Here is a 20,549-nt window from a genome sequence, read left to right on the forward strand (position 1 = left end):
TTGATTTATTATTAGGCCGGCCTAATAATTAGTATTCGTCTGGTCGATATTTGATATTATTTTTGTGTCAAATACTATCAGTACGATGAGGAGAATATTACCAGCACTACTATTATTACTGTCAGCTTCGGCTATTGCTCAAAACGGATCCGTGAAAGGAAAGGTAACGGCAAACGGAGCGCCGGTGCCTTATGCCAATATCATTTTGTCCAACACTACCTTAGGTGCTTCGTCCGGCAGGCAAGGGGCTTTTGAAGTGAAAAATATCCCACCAGGCAATTATGAGCTGGTGGTATCCGCGATCGGTTTTCAAACCAGTACTTTAAAATTAAAGATCACTGCAGATCAGCAGGTCACTGTAGCGGTAGCGATGAACGAAACGTTTGCTGCCCTGAATGAAGTGGTGGTAACGGGTACCCGTACCAGCCGTCGCCGGCTGGAAAGTCCGGTGGCGGTTAATATCCTGGATAGCCGTACGTTTAACATCACGCAGTCTAATACGCTATCGGACGGATTATGCTTTCAGCCAGGTCTTCGTATGGAAACTGATTGCCAGACCTGCAACTACTCCCAATTGCGGATGAACGGCATGGGCGGCGCTTATTCCCAGATCCTGATCAACAGCAGGCCCGTTTTTTCTTCGCTCATGAGCTTATACGGACTGGAACAGATCCCCAGCAATATGATCGATCGTGTGGAAGTGGTAAAAGGTGGAGGCTCCGTATTATACGGTTCATCTGCTATTGCAGGTACGGTGAATATTATCACAAAAGAGCCAAAGAAAAGCTCCTTTACGGTGTCTAATAATACATCCCTGGTGGATGGTAAAGTGCCGGACAATTTTATCAATGCCAACGTAACCGTGGTAAATGAAGATCAGAATGCAGGGGTATCCTTTTTTGCTTCCCACCGCAACCGGGATGCTTATGATGCTAACGGCGATGGGTATTCAGAAATGCCTAAGCTTACTAACAATTCCTTCGGTTTTAACGCCTTCCTGAAATTTGATCCCCGCAATAAGCTGGAACTAAACGGATGGAGCATCAATGAAGAACGCCGGGGTGGTAATAAGATAGATGAACAGGCCGATAAGGCAGACCAGTCTGAATATCGCCTGCATAATATCCTCGTGGGCGGATTTAATTATGAACACCGGTTCCGTAATGAAAATACTTCCTTCAGTATATATGGCTCGGCTCAAAACACTAAAAGGAATCACTATACCGGGATGGACCACGTAGATGGCTGGGGCAAAACCAAAAATCATTCTTTCCAGGGAGGCATACAGGTAAACCATACCCTGAATGATTTTCTGGGAGGTAAAAACACCCTGACCACCGGTATAGAAGAACAATATGAATACACGTTTGATGAGATCAAAGCATACGATTATCTCATTGATCAGAAAGTAAACCTGGCAGGCGCTTTTCTGCAAAGCGACTGGGAGGTAACCCCCAGCTTCACGGTATTGTCCGGGCTCCGGGTCAATAAGTCGAACCGGGTAAAGGAAGCTATTGTAACACCACGCTTGAGCATGCTCTACAAACTGGGCACTACTACCCAGTTCCGTGCTTCTTATGCCAGGGGCTTTAAGGCGCCACAGGCACTGGAAACAGATATGCACATGGCTTTTGCCAACGGTGGAGTATCTGTGATCCGTGTTTCTCCCGATCTGATTGCTGAAACATCTAATAGTTTTAATGCTTCGGCAGACTTTAACAAGGCTAATGAAAAGCTGATTTATGGTTTTACCCTGGATGGTTTTTACACCCGCCTGAACAATGTATTTATACTGGAAGAAACTGGTACGGATGAAAATGGTAATCAGCAGCTGATCCGCAAAAATGGTGGTATTGCTACCGTAAAAGGAGTAACCCTGGAAGGACGCCTGAATTACAGCCAGCGTTTTCAGTTAGAAACCGGGGTTACCCTGCAAAAATCGGTATATGGAGACCCCGTAGCCTGGTCTACCGAGTTGCCGGGTAGTACCAAATACCTGCGCACTCCGGAAGTATATGGTTTTTATACGCTCACCATTTTACCACAAAGCCGTTTTAATGCCGCCCTGTCGGGTGTGCTTACCGGTCCGATGGATATCCCGCACTTTGCCGGTGCCCCTGGAATAGATAAAGACCTGGTGAAAAGGACATCCGCCTTCCTGGAAACAAATCTGAAATTATCTTACCAGTTTACCCTGAAAAGCATTGGCCAGGATCTCCAGTTCAATGCAGGTATACAAAATATCTTCAATCAATACCAGGATGATTTTGACACCGGTAAAAACCGGGATAGTAACTACATCTATGGTCCCGGTCGCCCGAGAACCTTCTTCTTTGGATTCAAATTTGGGTTAATGTAAAGTTTACGCAGCTAGTATTCCCAATAAAGGGCCGTCTCCGATCAGGAACACGGCCCTTTGGCTTTTATTTTAAGTAGCTTAAAACAGGGCAAACCGTTACCCAGTATGTCATTTAAGTATAAAATCATGGTAATGCAGCCATGATACTACCTTTCCTTAGGGATAAAGTATAGATAAGGTATACATAAAGTATAGATAAAGCATAGATAAGGTATCAATGTGCTTTAATACCTTATCTATACCTTATCTATGTTTTAAGAGTAGCTTAATATAGCTTTTAGCTATTGGATGTTAACTTTTAGCTTAATTCAGCGAATGATTGGTGGGTAGGTAGAGCTAAAGGCTAAAAACTAACAGCTTTTTTATTATCTTAGCCCCTCATCTATTGACCTGCAACCTAATGTTAGTACTGTTAAACATAAACGACTGGTGGAGTGCGCTACCGGGTTTACTAAAGTGTATTGGGCTATTGCCATTACTTTTTCCCTTTTCTTTTTATTGCAGAATGTGATCAGCGCCTTTGGTGGTGAAGCAGACCATACGATGGGGGATGCGGATGCCGCGATTGACCATGATCATGGTATTGGTTTTCAGTTCTTTACGGTAAAGAACCTGGTAGGCTTTTTTACTATTTTCGGATGGGTAGGGTTGGCCTGTATCAATGCGGAATTATCTACTGCGGCTATTGTAGGGATTTCTTTTATCTGCGGCTTGCTCATGATGGTGTTAATGGCTTCCCTGTTTTATTTTATCAGCAAGCTGACGGAAAGCGGTACACTTAAAATGCAGAATGCTGTAGGGATAATCGGAGAAGTATATCTGCCCATTATGGCTAATCGCAACAATATAGGCAAGGTGCAGCTAAAGGTACAGGGATCAGTAAGAGAGCTGGATGCGATGACAGATGATGGAACCGATCTCAAAACGGGGATGATCGTAAGAGTAGTGCAAATTATTAATGATCAGATATTATTGGTAACCAAACAAACCTCCTAGGCCGATGGATTATATTTTAATTGCTATTGTAGTAGCCGTTGTTTTTGTATTTGCAATCCTGTATTCTTTATTCAAGCGATACAAGCGTTGCCCTTCAGACAGTATCCTGGTGGTATATGGTAAAGTGGGCAAAGGCCCCGATGGTTCCCATAGTGCCCGTTGTATCCACGGAGGAGCTGCATTTATCTGGCCGGTGATCCAGGATTATTCTTTCATTGACCTGACACCTATCTCCATTGAAGTCAACCTGACCAATGCGTTGAGCCGTCAGAATATCCGTGTGGATGTACCTTCCCGTTTTATGGTGGCTATTTCTACAGAGCCGGGTGTGATGACCAATGCGGCAGAGCGCTTGCTGGGATTGCAACGCCCGCAGATACACGACCTTGCGAAAGACATTATTTTCGGACAGCTCCGCCTGGTGGTGGCTACCATGGATATTGAAGAGATCAACAGTAACCGGGATAAGTTCCTGGCCAATGTAGCTTCCAATGTGGAGGCCGAGATCAAGAAGATCGGTATGAAGCTGATCAACGTGAATGTGACGGATATTAAGGACGAATCTGGGTATATTGAGGCGTTGGGTAAGGAAGCTGCTGCCAAGGCGATTAACGAGGCTAAAAAGAGCGTTGCCGAGCAGGAAAAAATGGGGGAGATCGGAAAAGCAGAAGCCGACCGGGAAAAAGATATCACGATCCAGACTACCCTCAAAAACAGGGATGTCAGTATTGCTGAAACACAGAAAGACCGCGATACCCAGATTGCGGAAGCGAATAAAGACAAAGCCATTCTGATTGCAGCGGCCAACCGGGATGAGGCTATTGGTAGGGCAGAAGCGGAAAGGGATACCCGTATCAAGGCTTCTGAAGCAAATGCATTGGCAGTACAGGGAGAAAACATCGCCCGTATCCAGGTGGCCAATTCTGAGTCTGAACGCCGGGAAAAAGAAGCGGAAGCCAGCAAGCGTGCGGTAGCGGCCGAAAAGATCCAGTCGGCCAAAGCGCTGGAAGAATCCTATGTGGCAGAACAGAAGGCGGAACAGGCCCGTGCTGAAAAAGAAAGAGCTTCCCAAAACGCCAACATCGTAGTAAGTGCAGAAATCCAAAAGCAAAAAGCCATCATCGAAGCACAGGCAGAAGCAGAGAAGATCCGTGAAAGAGCCAAAGGGGAGGCGGATGCGATCTTCGCCAAAATGGAAGCGGAAGCAAAGGGTATGTTTGAAATCCTGACCAAGCAAGCGGAAGGGTTGGACCGTATCGTGAAAGCGGCGGGTGACAATGCTAAAGATGCGGTACTGCTGTTGGTAGCCGACAAGCTGCCTGAACTGGTGAAAATGCAGACAGAAGCCATCAAGAATATCAAGATCGATAAGGTAACCGTTTGGGAAGGCGGTGGGGCTAATGGTCAGAATGGCCACTCCTCTACAGCTAATTTTATCTCAGGCTTGTATAAGTCGGTGCCACCTTTACAGGATATGTTCAATATGGCGGGGATGGACCTGCCTGCTTTTATGGGTACTAAAAAGGAAAATGCAGCAGAGGCTGCTGAGACCACCACGGTGACAACAGTGGAATAAACTGCTGAAAATAATAACAACAAAAAAGGGGAACGGTCTTATTCGTTCCCCTTTTTTATGTCTATTTTGTAACCACCACCTCAAATACATCCTTCACACAACTATAAGGATCGCTTACCTCATATATTGTTTTTCCCACCTTGGGTGTTACCTGTATGCTTTTACCAGTAGCGCCTTTCTGGCTCCATTTATATTTACCTGTAAAAGAGGCGGTGAGGGTAACGCTTTGCCCTTTCTTCAGGCGGATCGTATTCTTTTTGTTCACGCCCTTCATCATCACAAAATGATCTCTGATCTCACCATCTGCACAGATCCATTTAAAGTCCAGGCGGTTATCATCTACTTCCAGCATAGAAGCACCGCCAATGGTGTAGTTGGAATAGTACATGGCATTATGTGGGTAGGTGGCTTGTTTTCCTCCTGAGGCGCCGGCAGAACCTGTTACTACGTATACAGTGCCGAGGTTCGTTACAGGGTCTTTGATATAGGGGCAGGCATTCTTACTGCCATCATATAAAGCGGTGGAATGGTTCAACACATGTTTGGCGGAGTCAAAAGTTTCTTCCATACCATAATGTCCCTGCATCAGTTTGGAGCGCTCGTACAGGTGGCTGTGACCGCAAAGGATCAGGTCCACCCCATTACGTTCCAGGATCTTGATGAAGTTTTCTCTGATCTTCACCAGCTCATATTCTTTATCAGAGTTATGAGAACCCATAGTATACGGGGGATGATGCCAGTAGGCGATGACCCAGCCTTTCCCCTTTTTATTAAATGTTTCCAGGTCTTTTTTAATCCATTGTACCTGTGCTCCGGTAGTATCATACAACCGGGTGGCCTGGTCTTCTTTACCATAGGAGTCCAGTGATAGGAAGTGGATATTACCAATGTCGAATGAATAAAATGCCTGGTTATGGGAAGGTACACCACCTGCTTCTCCTTCCGTGGGCATGGAAAAGTTCTGATAGTAGGCCACATCGTGGGTCGACTGTGCAGAGGATTTGAACCGGTACAGGTCATTGTAATCATGATTACCCGGTGCAGGAAATACAGGATATTTCTTCAGAAAGTTATCCTTGTAGATATTGAAAAACTTCTCCTGGTATTCAGGATCGGTACCATTGCTATAAGCATTATCACCCAGCAATATCCAGGAGTCCATTAGTTTATCTTCCCCCAGGTATTTTTCTACCTGGTCACGTACACTCCGCTGGTTGGTGGAGTTGTTACCACAATCCCCAAATACCCCGATGCGGTAGCTGCCTGGTGTACCTGGAACTGGAAGAGTTACAAAATAATTATCTGCACCGGTTTGAAGCGTGTCGGCATATCCGCCACCAATGGAATAATAATACCTGGTACGTGGGGTGAGGCCGGTTAGTTTTACCTTATGCTCAAAAGTAAGGGTAGAGTCTTCTGCTACCATATCCAGGTTGTCTGCGGCTGTACCATAGGCAACCACACTTCTGGTGAGGGTATTGGTCCTCCAGCGGATCACAATGCTGTTGCTGGTAGCTACCTGCAGATAAGGACCTCTTAACAGGCTGGCTACGACGGTGGGCTTGCGCTCTGGTTTCTTTTCCTGTGCATTCACGGCTAGGGCCAGGAGGGCTAAGCTTAGCGTAAGCATACTTAAGGATAATGTTCTCTTCATTTGTATAGTGATTGATGTAGTTAAATTAAATTGTTTGATTAATAAGGGCCTTCATCTTCTAAGGCATGGAGGAAACTCACCACATCGGCTATTTCCTGCGCCGACAGATTTAATGGTAACGCAGAGAGTGTCTGATGCTTTACGGATAATCCCAGCCCCAATCCACCTCCTTTATTGTAAAAATCCATTACACCTTCCAATGTGGCAAAGGCGCCATTGTGCATATAGGGAGCCGTAGCTGTAACGTTACGTACTGTAGGTGTTTTAAATGCCTGTTCATAATATTCAATCGGAAAGATATCATACCGTCCATTATCATTGTCGGCTACCGGTTGGTTTAGCTGATCATTGCCGGGTGTACCCAGGACTTCCAGTTCTGTAAGCTGATAAAGCGGCGGTACCAGCCCGTTGAATAGTGGGGCAAAATGGCAGGTGCCACATTGTGCCTTGCCCATGAATAAGTTGAATCCATTGATTTGTTGCTGGCTTAATGCGGTAGTGTTGCCGGCTATATATTTATCAAATGCGCTGTTAAAGGGCTGCAGGGTACGTACATATCCCGCAATGGCAGCGGCTATTTTGTCCAGCGTAATCAGACTGTCGCCGGCCGGTGGAAAAGCTTCCCGGAAAAACTTCAGGTATTGCTGATTGCCTGTCAGCTGACGGATTGTATTAGTAGTATTGCCATTCATCTCCAACGGATTAAGCATCACCGTTTTTACCTGCTCTTCCATACTGCTGGCCCTGGCATCCCAGAATTGCCCATGCTGCAATCCTGCATATAATAACGTAGGTGCATTCCTTTTAACATGGGATTGTCCGTCAAATGCAACACTGGTAGCCAGCCCATCTGTAAAATGTTTGGCTGGCTGATGGCAGGTGGCACAACTTACTTTGTTATTGCCGGATAGTGCCGTTTCATGAAAAAGTGTTTTGCCAAGGGTAACCAGACTGGCATTGGGAGTAATTCCGGTGTTAGGAAATGCGTGACTGTTAATGGCTCCGGGACTAAATAGGTGAGGGGCATCGTAATTGAGTACATGATCAGTTGTATTTAACTCAAGTTGCATTTCCCTTATCAGCAAACCAATATATTGTTGTAATGGCAATGCATGGCGGGTCAGAAAATGCAACCGGTCAAAGGTGTCGAAATCCGTGCCGGCAGCAAGATATTGCAGGCTGCTGTTCATATAATGGGTTACACTGTCGGCATAACGGGTAGGTTGTGCTACATAAGGGATTAACACCTGTTGCATGCTCTGCAACGCCTCATAGGATTCTGTAACTCCCGATTTGAGGAGCGGTGCATCAAATCCGGTGAGGCCCAGCGTGTAAATCCGTATCAGCTCCAGGCGTATGCTTTCCAGGATCTGTTGATCGTCTGCTGTGAATCCATAGAGTTGCGCCTGTAAATCCTGTGCGGAAGATTGTACCACTGCCACTTCCTGTAACAGCGCACTTTGCTGGGCAGCCACATCCTTTTCAAACAACAGGGCTTCTATCACCTGTAGCCCTACCGGCGTGTGAAATTCCATATATGGCTCTTCTACTTCTACTTTAGCGGGCCCATTGTAGATGATAGCTGCACTGGGAAAAAAGTACTCCTGAAAAAACTCTATGTGTTTATAAGCCAGCCTGCATTGTTTAAGTGTTTCCTGAGCCTGGTGGATGCTTTGCGGATCTTTGGCATCCATCGCTGTTAATGCTTCCTGCAAACGGGTGGTAGTGGTAGCAAAGTCTTGGGCGGCTGTTTTATAATAGGCTATTGTAGGTGCCAGACCGATAGCGGAGCTGGATGGATAGGAAAGACTTAACAACCCTACCAGGCAGGACACTACTACCAGGAATCCGGTAATGAGCCGGATGGCATAAAATTGCTTCTTTGGCGTGTACTGTTGCATGTGATAAGCTTCCCGGCATAAACATAATATTTCTTTTCAGGATGTTGCTTTTTTGAGGGGAAAAGATACATATAATTAACCTGGCACCACCTTTTCCGGTAACCCGGCTGCCGGAGATTATATAAAACGAAATAATAATTGTATAACGCTTTCGCCCCGGGACAAAGGTAATTTTACAACAATAAAGGCACGGGGCTTGTATTACTTACAACATTACTATCCAAAATACAACATTATGGAGCACCATCACGGTCATGAACATCATCAGCACACTGACAAGGCCTCCTCCACACCACCGGAACAGGAGCATCAGCAACATGATCACAGTACGCATGATCATGCTGCCATGGAGGCGGATGCACATGCACATCACAAACAGCACGATAGTAAGGGAGGGCATGATGAGCATGCCGGACATCATACTGCCAATTTCCTGACCCGGTTCTGGTGGTGTATGGCAGTGACTGTACCAGTATTGCTGCTATCGCATATGATCCAGCAATGGCTCGGATTTGAGTGGACCTTTCCGGGAGATAAGTATGTATTGCTCGTGCTCAGCACATTTATTTTTGGCTATGGAGGGTGGCCTTTTCTGACGGGAATGGTCAGGGAACTGAAGTGGGGTAATCCCGGAATGATGACGCTGGTGGCGGTAGCTATTAGTACTGCATATGTATATAGTGTAGCCGTGATCTTTGGATTACCGGGAATGGATTTCTTTTGGGAGCTGGCTACTTTAATTGATATTATGCTGCTGGGGCACTGGCTGGAAATGAAGTCGCAGATGGCGGCTTCCCGTGCACTGGAATCGCTGGTAGCGTTGTTGCCAGCGGTGGTACATGTGGAGCGCAACGGAACGGTAAGTGATATTCCACTAAAAGAGTTGAAGAATGAAGATGTGGCGATGGTAAAACCCGGGGAAAAGATACCGGCCGACGGGCTGATTATTGAGGGGAGCTCTTACGTAAATGAAAGTATGCTCACCGGAGAAAGTGTCCCTGTAAAGAAAGAGAAGGATGCCAAAGTAATTGGAGGTGCGGTAAATGGAGACGGGGTACTGAAAGTAAAGGTAACGGGGGCAGGGAGCGACAGTTATCTGAACAAGGTGATCAACATGATCCAGTCTGCTCAGGGGGCCAAATCCAATACCCAGAACCTGGCCAACAAAGTAGCGAAATGGCTGACTATCGTTTCTATCAGCGTAGGGGTGATCACGTTTATTGTATGGCTTACTGCTGGCAAGGAGCTGTCTTTTGCGCTGGAGCGGATGGTAACGGTAATGGTTACTTCCTGCCCGCATGCGCTTGGGGTAGCTATTCCACTGGTAGTAGCGATTTCTACTACGCTGTCAGCGGTGCATGGATTGCTGATCCGTAACCGTACCGCTTTTGAAAATGCCCGGAAACTTACCCTGATTATTTTTGATAAAACAGGCACGCTTACCAAAGGAACACATGAGGTACAACAGGTGATCCCGTTGAATGAGCAGTTTACCGCAGATGAATTACTGCAATATGCCGCTGCGATTCAGCAAAACTCTGAACATCATATTGCACATGGCGTGATGCGCAAGCTGAAAGATAAAGGATTGGAATTATGGAAGTCGGACAATTTTCAATATATGCAGGGTATAGGCGTTACCGGTACCGTCAATGGAAAACAGGTAGTAGCTGCCGGTCCCAACTACTTTAAACAGGAGAACAGACAGATGCCTGCTATCCCTGCAACGGTGGATCAGTCGACCGATACCGTCAATTTTGTGCTGATTGATGGTGCGCCGGCAGGTATTATTACGCTGGCCGACAGTATCCGGGAAACTGCAGCGGCTGCAGTGGCATCGCTGAAAGCCATGAACATAAAATCTTTTTTGCTGACAGGAGATAATGAGCAGGTAGCTGCAGCGGTGGCCAACAAATTGCAGATGGATGGTTATCTGGCGAATGTGCTGCCCCACGAAAAACAAAGTAAGGTAAAAGAATTTCAGGCTAAAGGGGAGATCGTAGCTATGACAGGCGACGGGGTAAATGATGCTCCGGCGCTGGCGCAGGCGGATGTAGGCATAGCGATAGGATCCGGGACAGATGTAGCTGCAGAAACAGCCGATATCATCCTGGTCAACAGTGACCCGCAGGATGTGGTGCAAATGATTGCTTTCGGGAAAGCTACCTACCGCAAAATGATTCAGAACCTGATCTGGGCGGTAGGATACAACGTAATTGCCATTCCGCTGGCGGCGGGGATACTTTATCCGCAGTTTATGTTAAGTCCTGCTATGGGGGCAGTATTAATGAGTGTGAGTACAATCGTAGTGGCCATTAATGCCAAACTGCTGCGGGTGAAATAAATGATCAGCTGTAGCCTTGAGCTTATTAAATGGATCAGCCCACAAAGTTGTGGGCTGATCCATTTATATATAGCTGACATATTACAGGGTGCTGCCAGGATATACTTCCAGTGCATGCCGCAGGCAATGCATCGCATTAGTAATGGCTTCCTGATTTAATACATAAGCCATTCTTACCTGGTTGATACCTAAGCCGGGGGTGGCATAAAACCCGGTACCGGAAGAGAGCATCACTGTTTGCCCCTCGTAATTGAATTCCTCCAGTATCCACTGACAAAAGCGGTCAGCATCATCAATCGGAAAACGGGCCATTACATAAAAAGCCCCTTCGGGGTTAGGACAGTATACACCTGGTATATCATTCAGCATACGCACCAGCAGATCACGGCGGTGCTGGTATTCCATTCTGATCTCATCAAAATAATCCATGGGCATATCCACTGCCGCTTCTCCTGCTATCTGTGCAAAGGTAGGCGGACTTAAACGCGCCTGTGCAAACTTCATTACCGTATCCAGCACTTCCTGATTGCGGGTAACGAGTGCGCCAATACGTCCGCCGCAGGCGCTGTACCTCTTGGAAATAGTATCCATCAGTACTACCTTGTCATCCATATCAGTAAGATGCAGGGCAGATACCTGTGTGCCATTATAACAAAACTCCCGGTAAGCTTCATCAGAAAGCAGGAACAGGTTATGCTGCAGGCATAGCTGTTTCAGCAATTCCAGCTCCTGACGGCTGTAAAGATAGCCGGTAGGGTTGTTGGGATTGCAGATCATGATGGCTTTTGTCCGGGGAGTAATGGCTTTTTCAAAGGCTGCGAGAGAGGGTAGTGCAAAGCCATCTTCTATCGTTGAGGTAACCGTACGAACATGCACACCAGCCTGTATCGCAAACCCGTTATAGTTGGCGTAGAATGGTTCTGGTACCAGTACTTCTTCTCCCGGATTCAGACAGGCCAGCAATGCAAATACAATGGCCTCGGAGCCGCCGGTGGTAACAATGATCTGATCATGTTGTACCGGGATATTGAACCGGGCATAGTAGTCTGTCAGCTTACGGCGGTAACTTTCATTACCTGCGCTATGACTATATTCCAGGATTTTAAAATCGGATTGTCTAACCGCATCCAGGATAGGCTGTGGAGAGACAATGTCGGGCTGACCAATATTCAGGTGGTACACCCGGAGTCCTTTCTTTTTTGCAGCTTCTGCAAACGGGACTAATTTTCTGATAGGCGAGGGAGGCATTTGCTGTCCCCGCTGACTGACAACAGGCATAGTATGATTTCCTTTTAACGGACACAAAAGTAGCAGATTTGTTGATAACCAACATTAGCCGCTTTTATAAACATTATTGGGAGCAAATATTGTTTTTTGTATATTGGCGTATCGTCAACCAGGGTCAGAGGGGGATAATATATGAATGCATTAAAGGACAATGAACTATTGCTGGCATTTCACGGTGGAGATGAGAAAGCATTCAACCAACTTTTCGCACGTTATAGGAACCAACTGTTCACGTACTTATTTAAAATCACCAAATCAAGAGAAACAGCGGAAGAGATCGTGTTGGATGTATTCCTTAAAATATGGTCGGGCCGGGAAATGGCTCCGCAAATCACCAATTTTGAGGCCTTCTTATTCCGGGTAGCACACAACAAGGCATACGATTTTTTACGTGCTGCCCAGCGGAGCATATTGCTCAAAAGAGACATTTCGGAAGCCATATTGTTGTCGTCGGATGAAACTGCTGATGAAAAACTACTCAACAGGGATGTTAACCAAACGCTGAAAACAGCGGTAGACCAGCTTTCTCCACAACGCCAGCTGGTATTTGAACTAAGCCGGGAGCAGGGGCTGAATTATGACGAAATAGCCGCGCGCCTGCAATTATCCCGCAATACTGTCCGTAATCACCTGTCTGCATCTTTACAATTTATCCGCACTTACCTGGCCCAGGGGCTGGAAATCGTAATACTGCTCCTTAGTATTGCCCGCTGATTACTACCTGTAAAATTTTTTTTACTACCCATTGGTACTGCCATCACTTTTTGTCGTCTCTTTTTAGGTTAATGGCTACAATCATATGAAAAATGAACATGAACGCTTGCGGCAGCTGTTCCGGCAGTATCTCGAAAATGATATTACTGCAGCAGAACAGGAAGTATTCTGGCAATTGCTGGAAAAGGGCGCAGCGGAGAATATACTGGACGATGAGCTGAAGGCATTATGGGAGTCTGCGGCTAAAGAAAAGGCGCTCATTACTGATCAGGAATGGGAGGGGAAACTGCAGCGTCTGCAGGCAGCAGTAGGTCAGCACCAGGAGATAGTATCGCTGCCCGATATTACACCACAGCGCCGCTGGTGGCGTACCTGGCAGGCTGCAGCAGCGTTGGTCCTGCTGTTGGGAGGTGGTTTGTTGGCATTTGTTTTATTCAGGCCTGCAGCTCCCCTGCAACATATTGCGGTCAACGGGCAGGCGGCTGATTATACCGGGCACCAGGTGATCAACCTGCCGGATGGCAGCCGGGTAATCATGAATACCGGCAGTAAGCTGCATTACCCTTCAAAGTTTAATGATAGTACCAGGGATGTATACCTGACCGGAGAGGCTTATTTTGATATCGCCCCTTTGGCGTCAAAACCTTTCCTGGTACATGCCGGAGATATTACCACCCGCGTGCTGGGAACCACTTTTAATGTGCGTGCATATCCCGGTGATCCGGTGATCACAGTGGCCGTTACCAGTGGTAAAGTACAGGTATCAACCAAAGAAAAAGACCTGGGGGTATTGCTCCCGAATGAACAGGTAAAATATGATAAACAAGACAATGCAATCACCAAAATCAAAGCAGATCTGTCACCTGTAGTAGCATGGAAAGAGGCCGACCTGGTGCTCGACAGCGTTACGTTGGGGGAAGCTGCGGTTATCATAGGAAATAAGTATCATGTGGAAATACATTTTGCCAGGGAAGCATTAAAGCAATGCCGCCTGACGGCTACTTTCTTCAGCCAGCATGGCATTGATCACGTACTGAATGTATTATGCCAGTTAAGCAATGTCTCTTACCGGAAAGAAGGGGAAACCATCTTTATTGATGGTGCAGGCTGTAACTAAAAACACGTAATTATTAAAAAAGAACTGCCCTGCTGTAACAGGGCAGTCAGGTTTGTCTTAAATATTGAGAACACATTTAAAACTACTGCAAGTTATGAAAAATCTTGCTTACGGGGATGCTATTGCCCGTTGCTCACAAACAATTACTCACGTACCAATTAACTGGGGATTTATTATGAAAGTAAGCGGTATCTGGTCGTTCTTTATGATCAGTTGTTTACAGTTGCTGCTGGCGAGGGAAGGGAAAAGCCAGAAACTGGAACAAACAAGGATTGCCCTTGAGTTAAAAGATGAATCGCTCAGCACTGCCTTTCGTAAAATAGAGCAACAAACCACCTTCCGGTTTGCTTACCGCAATGAGCAGGTGGCTGCTTTTGATAGTATCCGCCTGGAAAAGGCTACCCGCAGCCTGCAGCAAACCCTGCAGCTATTACTCACTGATACCGGACTTGGTTTTATGGAAGTAGATGGGAATATTGTTATCCTGTCGGCTCCTAAATCAGGCGCATCTCCGGAGACAAAACCTTCTCCGGAAGACAAGGGAGATGGGATCAATGCTACTGTAAAGGGGAGGGTGGTCAATGAAAAAGGAGAACCCCTGCCAGGTGTATCCGTTAAGATCCGCAATACCAATAATGGAGGTGTCACTGATGCCAATGGATATTTTGAACTGAATGCACCGGACGATGCAGTATTGATCATCTCCTATATCGGGTACGAACAACAGGAAGTAAGGGTGGGCAGGTCCGCTAATTTAAACATCCGGCTGGAGCCGGTGAACAAAGGGCTGAATGAAGTAATTGTAGTAGGCTATGGTACACAACGTAAAAAAGATGTGACTGGTGCAGTATCCAGTATTAAAACAGATGAGTTGCCGGTGTCATCCAACTCTTCCATTACGCATATGCTGGCCGGACGTGCTGCGGGGCTCACCGTTACCCAAAACAGTGCCCAGCCGGGTGGTGGGGTTACCGTATTGGTGAGAGGAGCCGCCTCTACCGGGGCCGGCAACGAACCATTGTATGTACTGGATGGTTTCCCTTTGAGTAATGATAATGTAGAACCTGGCAGCGGCAACCGTTATCAATATGGCAGCCGCGATGTATTAAGCTCGATCAGCCCTTATGATATCGCGTCTATTGAAGTGTTAAAGGATGCTTCTGCTACAGCTATTTATGGCGCCAGGGCAGCGAATGGGGTAGTGCTTATCACTACCAAAAAAGGTAAGCTGGGAAGACCGGTTGTGTCCTACAATGGCAACTATTCCGTACAGCAGATCTCCAAGAAAATGGACCTGATGAATGCCAAAGAATTCATGACGGAAGCAAACCGCTTCGTATATGAAAAATGGCTGGTGGAAAATAAAATCGCTCCTTATGGTAATACAGACCCCGCAGGTGTAACACCCTATACTCCCTGGTATGGACCAGATAAGGTAGCGGCGGCAGGTGCAGGCACAGACTGGTACGACCTGGTAACCCGCCAGGGAAGTATCCAGCAGCATAATGTAAGTGTTTCCGGTGGCAGTGATGGTACCCGTTACCTGGTGTCTGGTAATTATTTTAACCAGGCAGGGGTGGTGAAAAATTCAGACTTCACGAGATATGCGGTGCGTACCAACCTGGAACAAAAACTGAGTAATCGTTTCACCATGGGCCTGAACCTGATGATGAACCAGATCACCAACAGCAATGTACCGCTGGGTACCCAGGATTGGGAAAATGCAGGGATCCTCACCAGTGCACTGACCTATGATCCTACTATTCCTGTAAGGGATGCCAACGGAAAATATATGATCAGCCCTGGTCAGGCCAGTATGCCTAACCCCGTGTCCTTATTGGAAGTAAACGACGTTACAGTTACAAAAAGATTATTGGGTAATGTATTTATGACCGCAGATATCGTGTCTGGCTTACAGGCCAGAATGAGTGTAGGGATCGATAATCAGATAGGCAAACGTACTACTTACCTGCCCAGAACTACGCTGTATGGCAGCCAGGTAGATGGCCAGGCTTCTATTAATGAAAACAACAAGCTGGATAAATTATTTAATGCTACCCTGAATTATAAGAAGACCCTTTTTGATGATAAACACAGCCTGGATGCATTAGTAGGATACGAATACCAGGAGTTTATGGGCGATGGTTTTTCTGCAGGCAGCTCCGGTTTTTTTACGGATGCTTTCCTGTATAATTCATTGGGAGCTGGAGAGGTGGCTGGTCCCAGTACAGTGGGCTCTTACAAGGACAAAAATAAACTGGCTTCTTATTTTGGACGGGTCAACTATACCATTGCAGAAAAGTATTACCTCACTTTAACAGGCCGTATAGATGGCTCTACAAAGTTTGGTGCGAATAATAAATATGCTTTCTTCCCTTCAGCCGCCTTCTCCTGGCGTGTGATAGAAGAACCATTTATGAAACAGCAATCTTATGTTTCTGATTTAAAGCTGCGGTTGAGTTATGGTAGTACCGGGAACCAGAACATTGGCCAAAATGCACTGGCCTTTTATCAGGCCGACTGGCACGGTTATGTATATGGTAATAATGCCATCAGCACAGGAGCTTACCTGTCGCAGATCGCCAATCCTAATCTGAAATGGGAAACTACTACCGGCGCTAATATAGGACTGGATTTTGGCTTACTGAATAATCGTATCACCGGTAGCGTGGATTATTACCAGAAAGTGGTAAAAGACCTGTTGGCCTTCCGCAGATTGCCCTCTTTTATGCAGGTGCAAACCGTGGCCGACAACATTGGTAAAACACAAAGCAAGGGCTGGGAATTTGCCCTGCATAGCCAAAACCTGGAAGGGGCATTCAGGTGGAATACCGATATTACTTTTACCCGTTTTGTAGACACGTGGAAAGAACGCAACCCGGATGTAGTACTGGCTTTGTATGAAAAAAATAGTGACCCTATCCGTGCCCGTTACGGATACCTGACCGACGGACTATTGCAGGTAGGAGAAAAGGCGCCTGCTTATATGCCGGCACTGCTGCCTGGACAGGAAAAGCTGAAAGATGTGAACGGAGATGGCAAACTAACCCAGGAAGATCAGCAACTGCTGGGTACTACCGATCCTGGTTTTAGCGTAGGCTTCGGCAATAGTTTCAGTTATAAAAACTTTGACCTGAATATCTTCTTCTACGGCATGTTTGACCGTAAAGTATATAATGCTAACCGTGATAGCTGGGGGGTAAGTAATGTAGCGCGGTTAACAACCGGCTATAACCTGCTGAGGGAAGTAAAAGACCGCTGGGCACATGATAATACCGGCGCCTACCTGCCTTCCGGCATGGTCAGCCCTTATCCCGGATCGGCTTATTGGTTATGGCAGAACGGTGGCTTCCTCCGTTGTAAGAGTATCTCCCTGGGATACAATCTGCCTGCACCGCTGATCAAATCAGTATTCAGTAAATGCAGGATCTATACTGACCTGGGTAATCCGTTTGTATTTACCCGTTATACAGGGATTGATCCCGAAACGGATTCAAAAGCAGGATATCCTAACCAACGTACCTATTCTTTTGGGATAGATGTTACATTCTAAGCATTTCTCTTTTACTTAAACCGGATCAAATCATGAAACTGAACTATAAAGGGCTCATATTATGCCTGGCACTGGCGGGTACCTCCTGTGAAAAAGGACTTCAACCAGAAGTGTATAATGCTATCTCCCCGGAAAACTTCTTTAAAACGGAAGGTGATGTGAAAACAGCTGTCACCGGGATCTACTATGAACTGAGAGGCGGTGGCTGGGAAAGATATACGGCCAGCTGGGGTGGCTGGCTTACACAGGGAATAGGCTGCACCGATGAGTGGACCACCAACTGGTCCACAGAACAGCAAACAGATTTTCTATGGCGTGCAGAGACTGATTTCTGCGGACTGTTTTACAAAGCGATGTTACCTGCGGTGACTAAGGCTACGGGCTTAATTGCCCAGGTGGCCGATGCACCGGTAAGTGATGCACTGAAAGCACAATATACCGCAGAGCTGCGGGCTATCAGAGCCTTGATTGCATTTGACTTATATGATCAATACGGGCCTTTACCCATTATTGTAGACCCTAAATATGTGCTGGACCCGACTGCTGCACAGGCTTATAAACCTTCCCGTCCGGATGTGGCCTGGTATGTTAATTTCCTGGAAACAGAACTGAAAGAAGTGGCGGAAGTATTGCCGGTGTATTATGATAATAGCGGCGACTACGGACGTCTTACAAAAGGTGCTGCATTGATGGTGCTGCTAAAACTCTATATGCATGAAAAACAATGGACAAAAGCAGAAGCTACCACCAAAGCTATCATGGATTTGAAGCACTATGAGCTGCAACAGGATTATGCTGCCATCTGGCGCCATGATAACCAGCACAACAAGGAGATCATCTTCTCTGTGTCCAGCGCACCTACCGGCGGTTATGGCAATAATTTCCTGGCAGAAACATTACCTCCGGATTATGTTTCCCGCAATGGTGTATCACTCACCCGCTGGAATGGATACCGTTTGCCCTGGGGTGTTTGGGATACATTTGATGCAAAGGATAAAAGAAGGGAGCGCCTGGTACGTAATTACTGGAATGGATCGGAAGTAATAGACGGCAGAACTGTCAATACGTATCTCAAAGCAGGTGCATTGCCGATGAAGTATCAGGAAAATCCTAATACGGATGGAACCTGGGATGCCAGTGAATATGTGATCTACCGGTATGCAGATGTACTGTTGTGCAGGGCAGAAGCACTGAATGAAACCAAGAGCGGACCTGTAAAGGAAGCAATAGATCTGGTGAATGAGCTGAGAGTCCGTGCTGGTGTGGACCCGATCAAGCTCTCTGATTTTGATCAGACTACTTTCCGCGACAGGATACTGCAGGAAAGACAGTGGGAACTATGCTATGAAGGTGGCCGGCGTCAGGATCTTATCCGGCATGGCAAGCTGATCAGCAATGCCAAAGCACGTGGGAAGATCTTTGCAGAACCTAAACATGTGCTGTATCCTATTCCACAGTCTGCTATTAATGAAAACCCGAATCTAACACAAAACGAAGGCTACTAATGAAAAAGTTATTATATCTCCTGCTCCTCTCCGGTACTACCTTTACTGCGGTACAATGCAGCAAAAGTACCGCCGCTGGCAGCAATGAAAATGAAACAGCTACCGACCTGTTTAATATAAAAGGCAATGAGGTCGTGAATATCACCGCAGATACTACTTCCCTGGTCAGAAATCCTGCCATGGGTTGGGTGATGTATGATGATGCCAATGATCCGGTGGCAAATGCCGCTACTTATTGGGCGGCGCAAAATGATGCCGCGCTGAAATATGCCTCCGTGTTTTATATCCGCTGGAGATGGAACAGTATGGAGCCGGAAGAAGGAAAGTATGCCTGGCTGTATGATGATAATTTCAAAGCGCTGGTAAAAGGTGCCCGTGACCGTGGACTGAAACTGGCTTTTCGCATATACATAGATGGGCAGGATAATAGCGAACCCGGTACGCCGGACTATGTAAAAAAAGCCGGTGCGCAGGGGTATGAGGTAGACAAGCTGGGAGGAGGCAAAAACTGGACACCTTATCTGGATGATCCCGTTTTCCAGGAAAAGTTCTCCACGTTTGTACGCGCTTTTGCCGCAGCGTTTGATAAGCCGGCAGAGGTAGATTATGTAGATGGATACAACCTGGGCTGGTGGGGAGAAGGACACCACCTGGTGTTTAAAGACGAGGCTAAAAAAGCAGAAGTATTTAACTGGATTATCAACCTCTATGGCAGCAGCTTTAAAAAGGTATTGCTGGCCATCACCTTTGGCAGCCAGATAGGCATAGAGCTGGAAAGTAAAGTGGCACTGACCGGCAATAGTTATGTACTGCGCCGCGATGGAGTAGGGAGTACCTGGTTCCTGCAAACAGAAAAAGATATCATTAACCACTGGTTCCCAAAAGTACCTTTCATTGCAGAATCCTGCTACTGGGGATGTAATACACCTGAATGCAAACCCTGGGCCACAGATCCTACCTATGGCAAAGTTTGGACCGGCTGGAAAGACGTATATACGCAAACGTATAATGATGCTATCAGCGCACACGCCAATACACTGGACCTGAGAGAACAGGTGGAAACCAAAGGCTGGACTACCATTGCACCGGAACTGGTGGACGGTTTTGTTCGTAATGGCGGTTATCGCTTTACCGTAACCCAGCTGTCTGTACCCGCTGTTATCAACAACGGTGAGAACTTTAAGATGGGTCATTACTGGAAAAATGCAGGGGTAGGCATGTGCCCTAACAATAACCCCCGCTGGAACTATAAATACAAGGTAGCCTTTGCCCTGATTAATAAAAATGATAACAGCATAGCGGCTGTAATGAAGGATGAGCAGTCCGATCCTTCCACCTGGATAAAAGGAAAAGATGGTAAGTATATACTGGAAACGAAGGTGAACGTACCAGCGGGCAACTATGCCTTAGGGGTGGCGATCATCGATACTACAGATGGTGATAAGCCAGGTATCCGGCTGGCTATAGACAAGGCTAAAAATATACAAGGCTGGACCGTTATAACGGATATAAAGGTAAAGTGAGGATGGTGCAAAATCTGCAA

General features: G+C 46.5%; 12 protein-coding genes. 9 read left to right on the top strand and 3 right to left on the bottom strand.

The window, feature by feature from the left end; genetic code table 11:
* Positions 1-85: 85 nt before the first annotated feature.
* The 3 genes from ABR189_RS06845 to ABR189_RS06855 all read left to right on the top strand — a co-directional run bounded on the left by ABR189_RS06845 (position 86) and on the right by ABR189_RS06855 (position 4,931).
* Entirely contained in the window at positions 86-2,359 is a 2,274-nt protein-coding gene (locus ABR189_RS06845; RefSeq protein ID WP_354659718.1) for a TonB-dependent receptor, read from the top strand.
* Between the two features lie 429 nt (positions 2,360-2,788).
* Positions 2,789-3,355 carry a hypothetical protein gene (locus ABR189_RS06850; RefSeq protein ID WP_354659719.1) on the top strand — a complete coding sequence of 189 codons (567 nt, stop codon included), beginning with the start codon at positions 2,789-2,791 and terminating at the stop codon, positions 3,353-3,355.
* Between the two features lie 4 nt (positions 3,356-3,359).
* Positions 3,360-4,931 carry a flotillin family protein gene (locus ABR189_RS06855; protein ID WP_354659720.1) on the top strand — a complete coding sequence of 524 codons (1,572 nt, stop codon included), beginning with the start codon at positions 3,360-3,362 and terminating at the stop codon, positions 4,929-4,931.
* 61 nt (positions 4,932-4,992) lie between these two features.
* Here ABR189_RS06855 and ABR189_RS06860 read toward each other — a convergent pair whose 3' ends face one another.
* Both ABR189_RS06860 and ABR189_RS06865 read right to left on the bottom strand, forming a co-directional pair.
* Positions 4,993-6,585 carry a purple acid phosphatase family protein gene (locus ABR189_RS06860; RefSeq protein ID WP_354659721.1) on the bottom strand — a complete coding sequence of 531 codons (1,593 nt, stop codon included), beginning with the start codon at positions 6,583-6,585 and terminating at the stop codon, positions 4,993-4,995.
* 38 nt (positions 6,586-6,623) lie between these two features.
* Entirely contained in the window at positions 6,624-8,486 is a 1,863-nt protein-coding gene (locus ABR189_RS06865) for a cytochrome-c peroxidase (protein ID WP_354659722.1), read from the bottom strand.
* A 235-nt stretch (positions 8,487-8,721) separates the two neighbouring features.
* Between ABR189_RS06865 and ABR189_RS06870 the strand changes: the two genes are divergently transcribed.
* On the top strand, positions 8,722-10,830 hold the full coding sequence (locus tag ABR189_RS06870; RefSeq protein ID WP_354659723.1) for a copper-translocating P-type ATPase: 2,109 nt from the start codon (positions 8,722-8,724) through the stop codon (positions 10,828-10,830).
* 81 nt (positions 10,831-10,911) lie between these two features.
* Here ABR189_RS06870 and ABR189_RS06875 read toward each other — a convergent pair whose 3' ends face one another.
* Positions 10,912-12,108, bottom strand: coding sequence for a pyridoxal phosphate-dependent aminotransferase (locus tag ABR189_RS06875; RefSeq protein ID WP_354659724.1), 1,197 nt, complete (start codon positions 12,106-12,108; stop codon positions 10,912-10,914).
* A gap of 141 nt (positions 12,109-12,249) precedes the next feature.
* On the opposite strand from ABR189_RS06875, the gene ABR189_RS06880 reads away from it, so the two are divergent.
* From ABR189_RS06880 to ABR189_RS06900, 5 genes are all read left to right on the top strand, one after another.
* Positions 12,250-12,831, top strand: a complete 582-nt coding sequence (locus ABR189_RS06880; RefSeq protein WP_354659725.1) for an RNA polymerase sigma factor — start codon at positions 12,250-12,252, stop codon at positions 12,829-12,831.
* An 85-nt stretch (positions 12,832-12,916) separates the two neighbouring features.
* On the top strand, positions 12,917-13,948 hold the full coding sequence (locus ABR189_RS06885; RefSeq protein WP_354659726.1) for a FecR family protein: 1,032 nt from the start codon (positions 12,917-12,919) through the stop codon (positions 13,946-13,948).
* A 94-nt stretch (positions 13,949-14,042) separates the two neighbouring features.
* Positions 14,043-17,501, top strand: coding sequence for a SusC/RagA family TonB-linked outer membrane protein (locus ABR189_RS06890; RefSeq protein WP_354659727.1), 3,459 nt, complete (start codon positions 14,043-14,045; stop codon positions 17,499-17,501).
* Between the two features lie 32 nt (positions 17,502-17,533).
* Positions 17,534-19,006, top strand: coding sequence for a RagB/SusD family nutrient uptake outer membrane protein (locus tag ABR189_RS06895; RefSeq protein ID WP_354659728.1), 1,473 nt, complete (start codon positions 17,534-17,536; stop codon positions 19,004-19,006).
* Positions 19,006-20,529, top strand: a complete 1,524-nt coding sequence (locus tag ABR189_RS06900) for a DUF4832 domain-containing protein (RefSeq protein ID WP_354659729.1) — start codon at positions 19,006-19,008, stop codon at positions 20,527-20,529. Before ABR189_RS06895 ends, ABR189_RS06900 begins: the two co-directional genes overlap by 1 nt.
* Positions 20,530-20,549: the final 20 nt, after the last annotated feature.

The sequence above is a fragment of the Chitinophaga sp. H8 genome (genome assembly GCF_040567655.1).
Lineage (GTDB): Bacteria > Bacteroidota > Bacteroidia > Chitinophagales > Chitinophagaceae > Chitinophaga > Chitinophaga defluvii.

Excerpts from the sequence above, each read along its gene's own strand:
- ABR189_RS06865 (WP_354659722.1), bottom strand. The coding sequence starts at position 8,486 with ATGCAACAGTACACGCCAAAGAAGCAATTTTATGCCATCCGGCTCATT.
- ABR189_RS06900 (WP_354659729.1), top strand. The coding sequence starts at position 19,006 with ATGAAAAAGTTATTATATCTCCTGCTCCTCTCCGGTACTACCTTTACT.
- ABR189_RS06870 (WP_354659723.1), top strand. The coding sequence starts at position 8,722 with ATGGAGCACCATCACGGTCATGAACATCATCAGCACACTGACAAGGCC.
- ABR189_RS06845 (WP_354659718.1), top strand. The coding sequence starts at position 86 with ATGAGGAGAATATTACCAGCACTACTATTATTACTGTCAGCTTCGGCT.
- ABR189_RS06860 (WP_354659721.1), bottom strand. The coding sequence starts at position 6,585 with ATGAAGAGAACATTATCCTTAAGTATGCTTACGCTAAGCTTAGCCCTC.
- ABR189_RS06855 (WP_354659720.1), top strand. The coding sequence starts at position 3,360 with ATGGATTATATTTTAATTGCTATTGTAGTAGCCGTTGTTTTTGTATTT.
- ABR189_RS06880 (WP_354659725.1), top strand. The coding sequence starts at position 12,250 with ATGAATGCATTAAAGGACAATGAACTATTGCTGGCATTTCACGGTGGA.
- ABR189_RS06890 (WP_354659727.1), top strand. The coding sequence starts at position 14,043 with ATGAAAAATCTTGCTTACGGGGATGCTATTGCCCGTTGCTCACAAACA.
- ABR189_RS06875 (WP_354659724.1), bottom strand. The coding sequence starts at position 12,108 with ATGCCTGTTGTCAGTCAGCGGGGACAGCAAATGCCTCCCTCGCCTATC.
- ABR189_RS06895 (WP_354659728.1), top strand. The coding sequence starts at position 17,534 with ATGAAACTGAACTATAAAGGGCTCATATTATGCCTGGCACTGGCGGGT.
- ABR189_RS06885 (WP_354659726.1), top strand. The coding sequence starts at position 12,917 with ATGAAAAATGAACATGAACGCTTGCGGCAGCTGTTCCGGCAGTATCTC.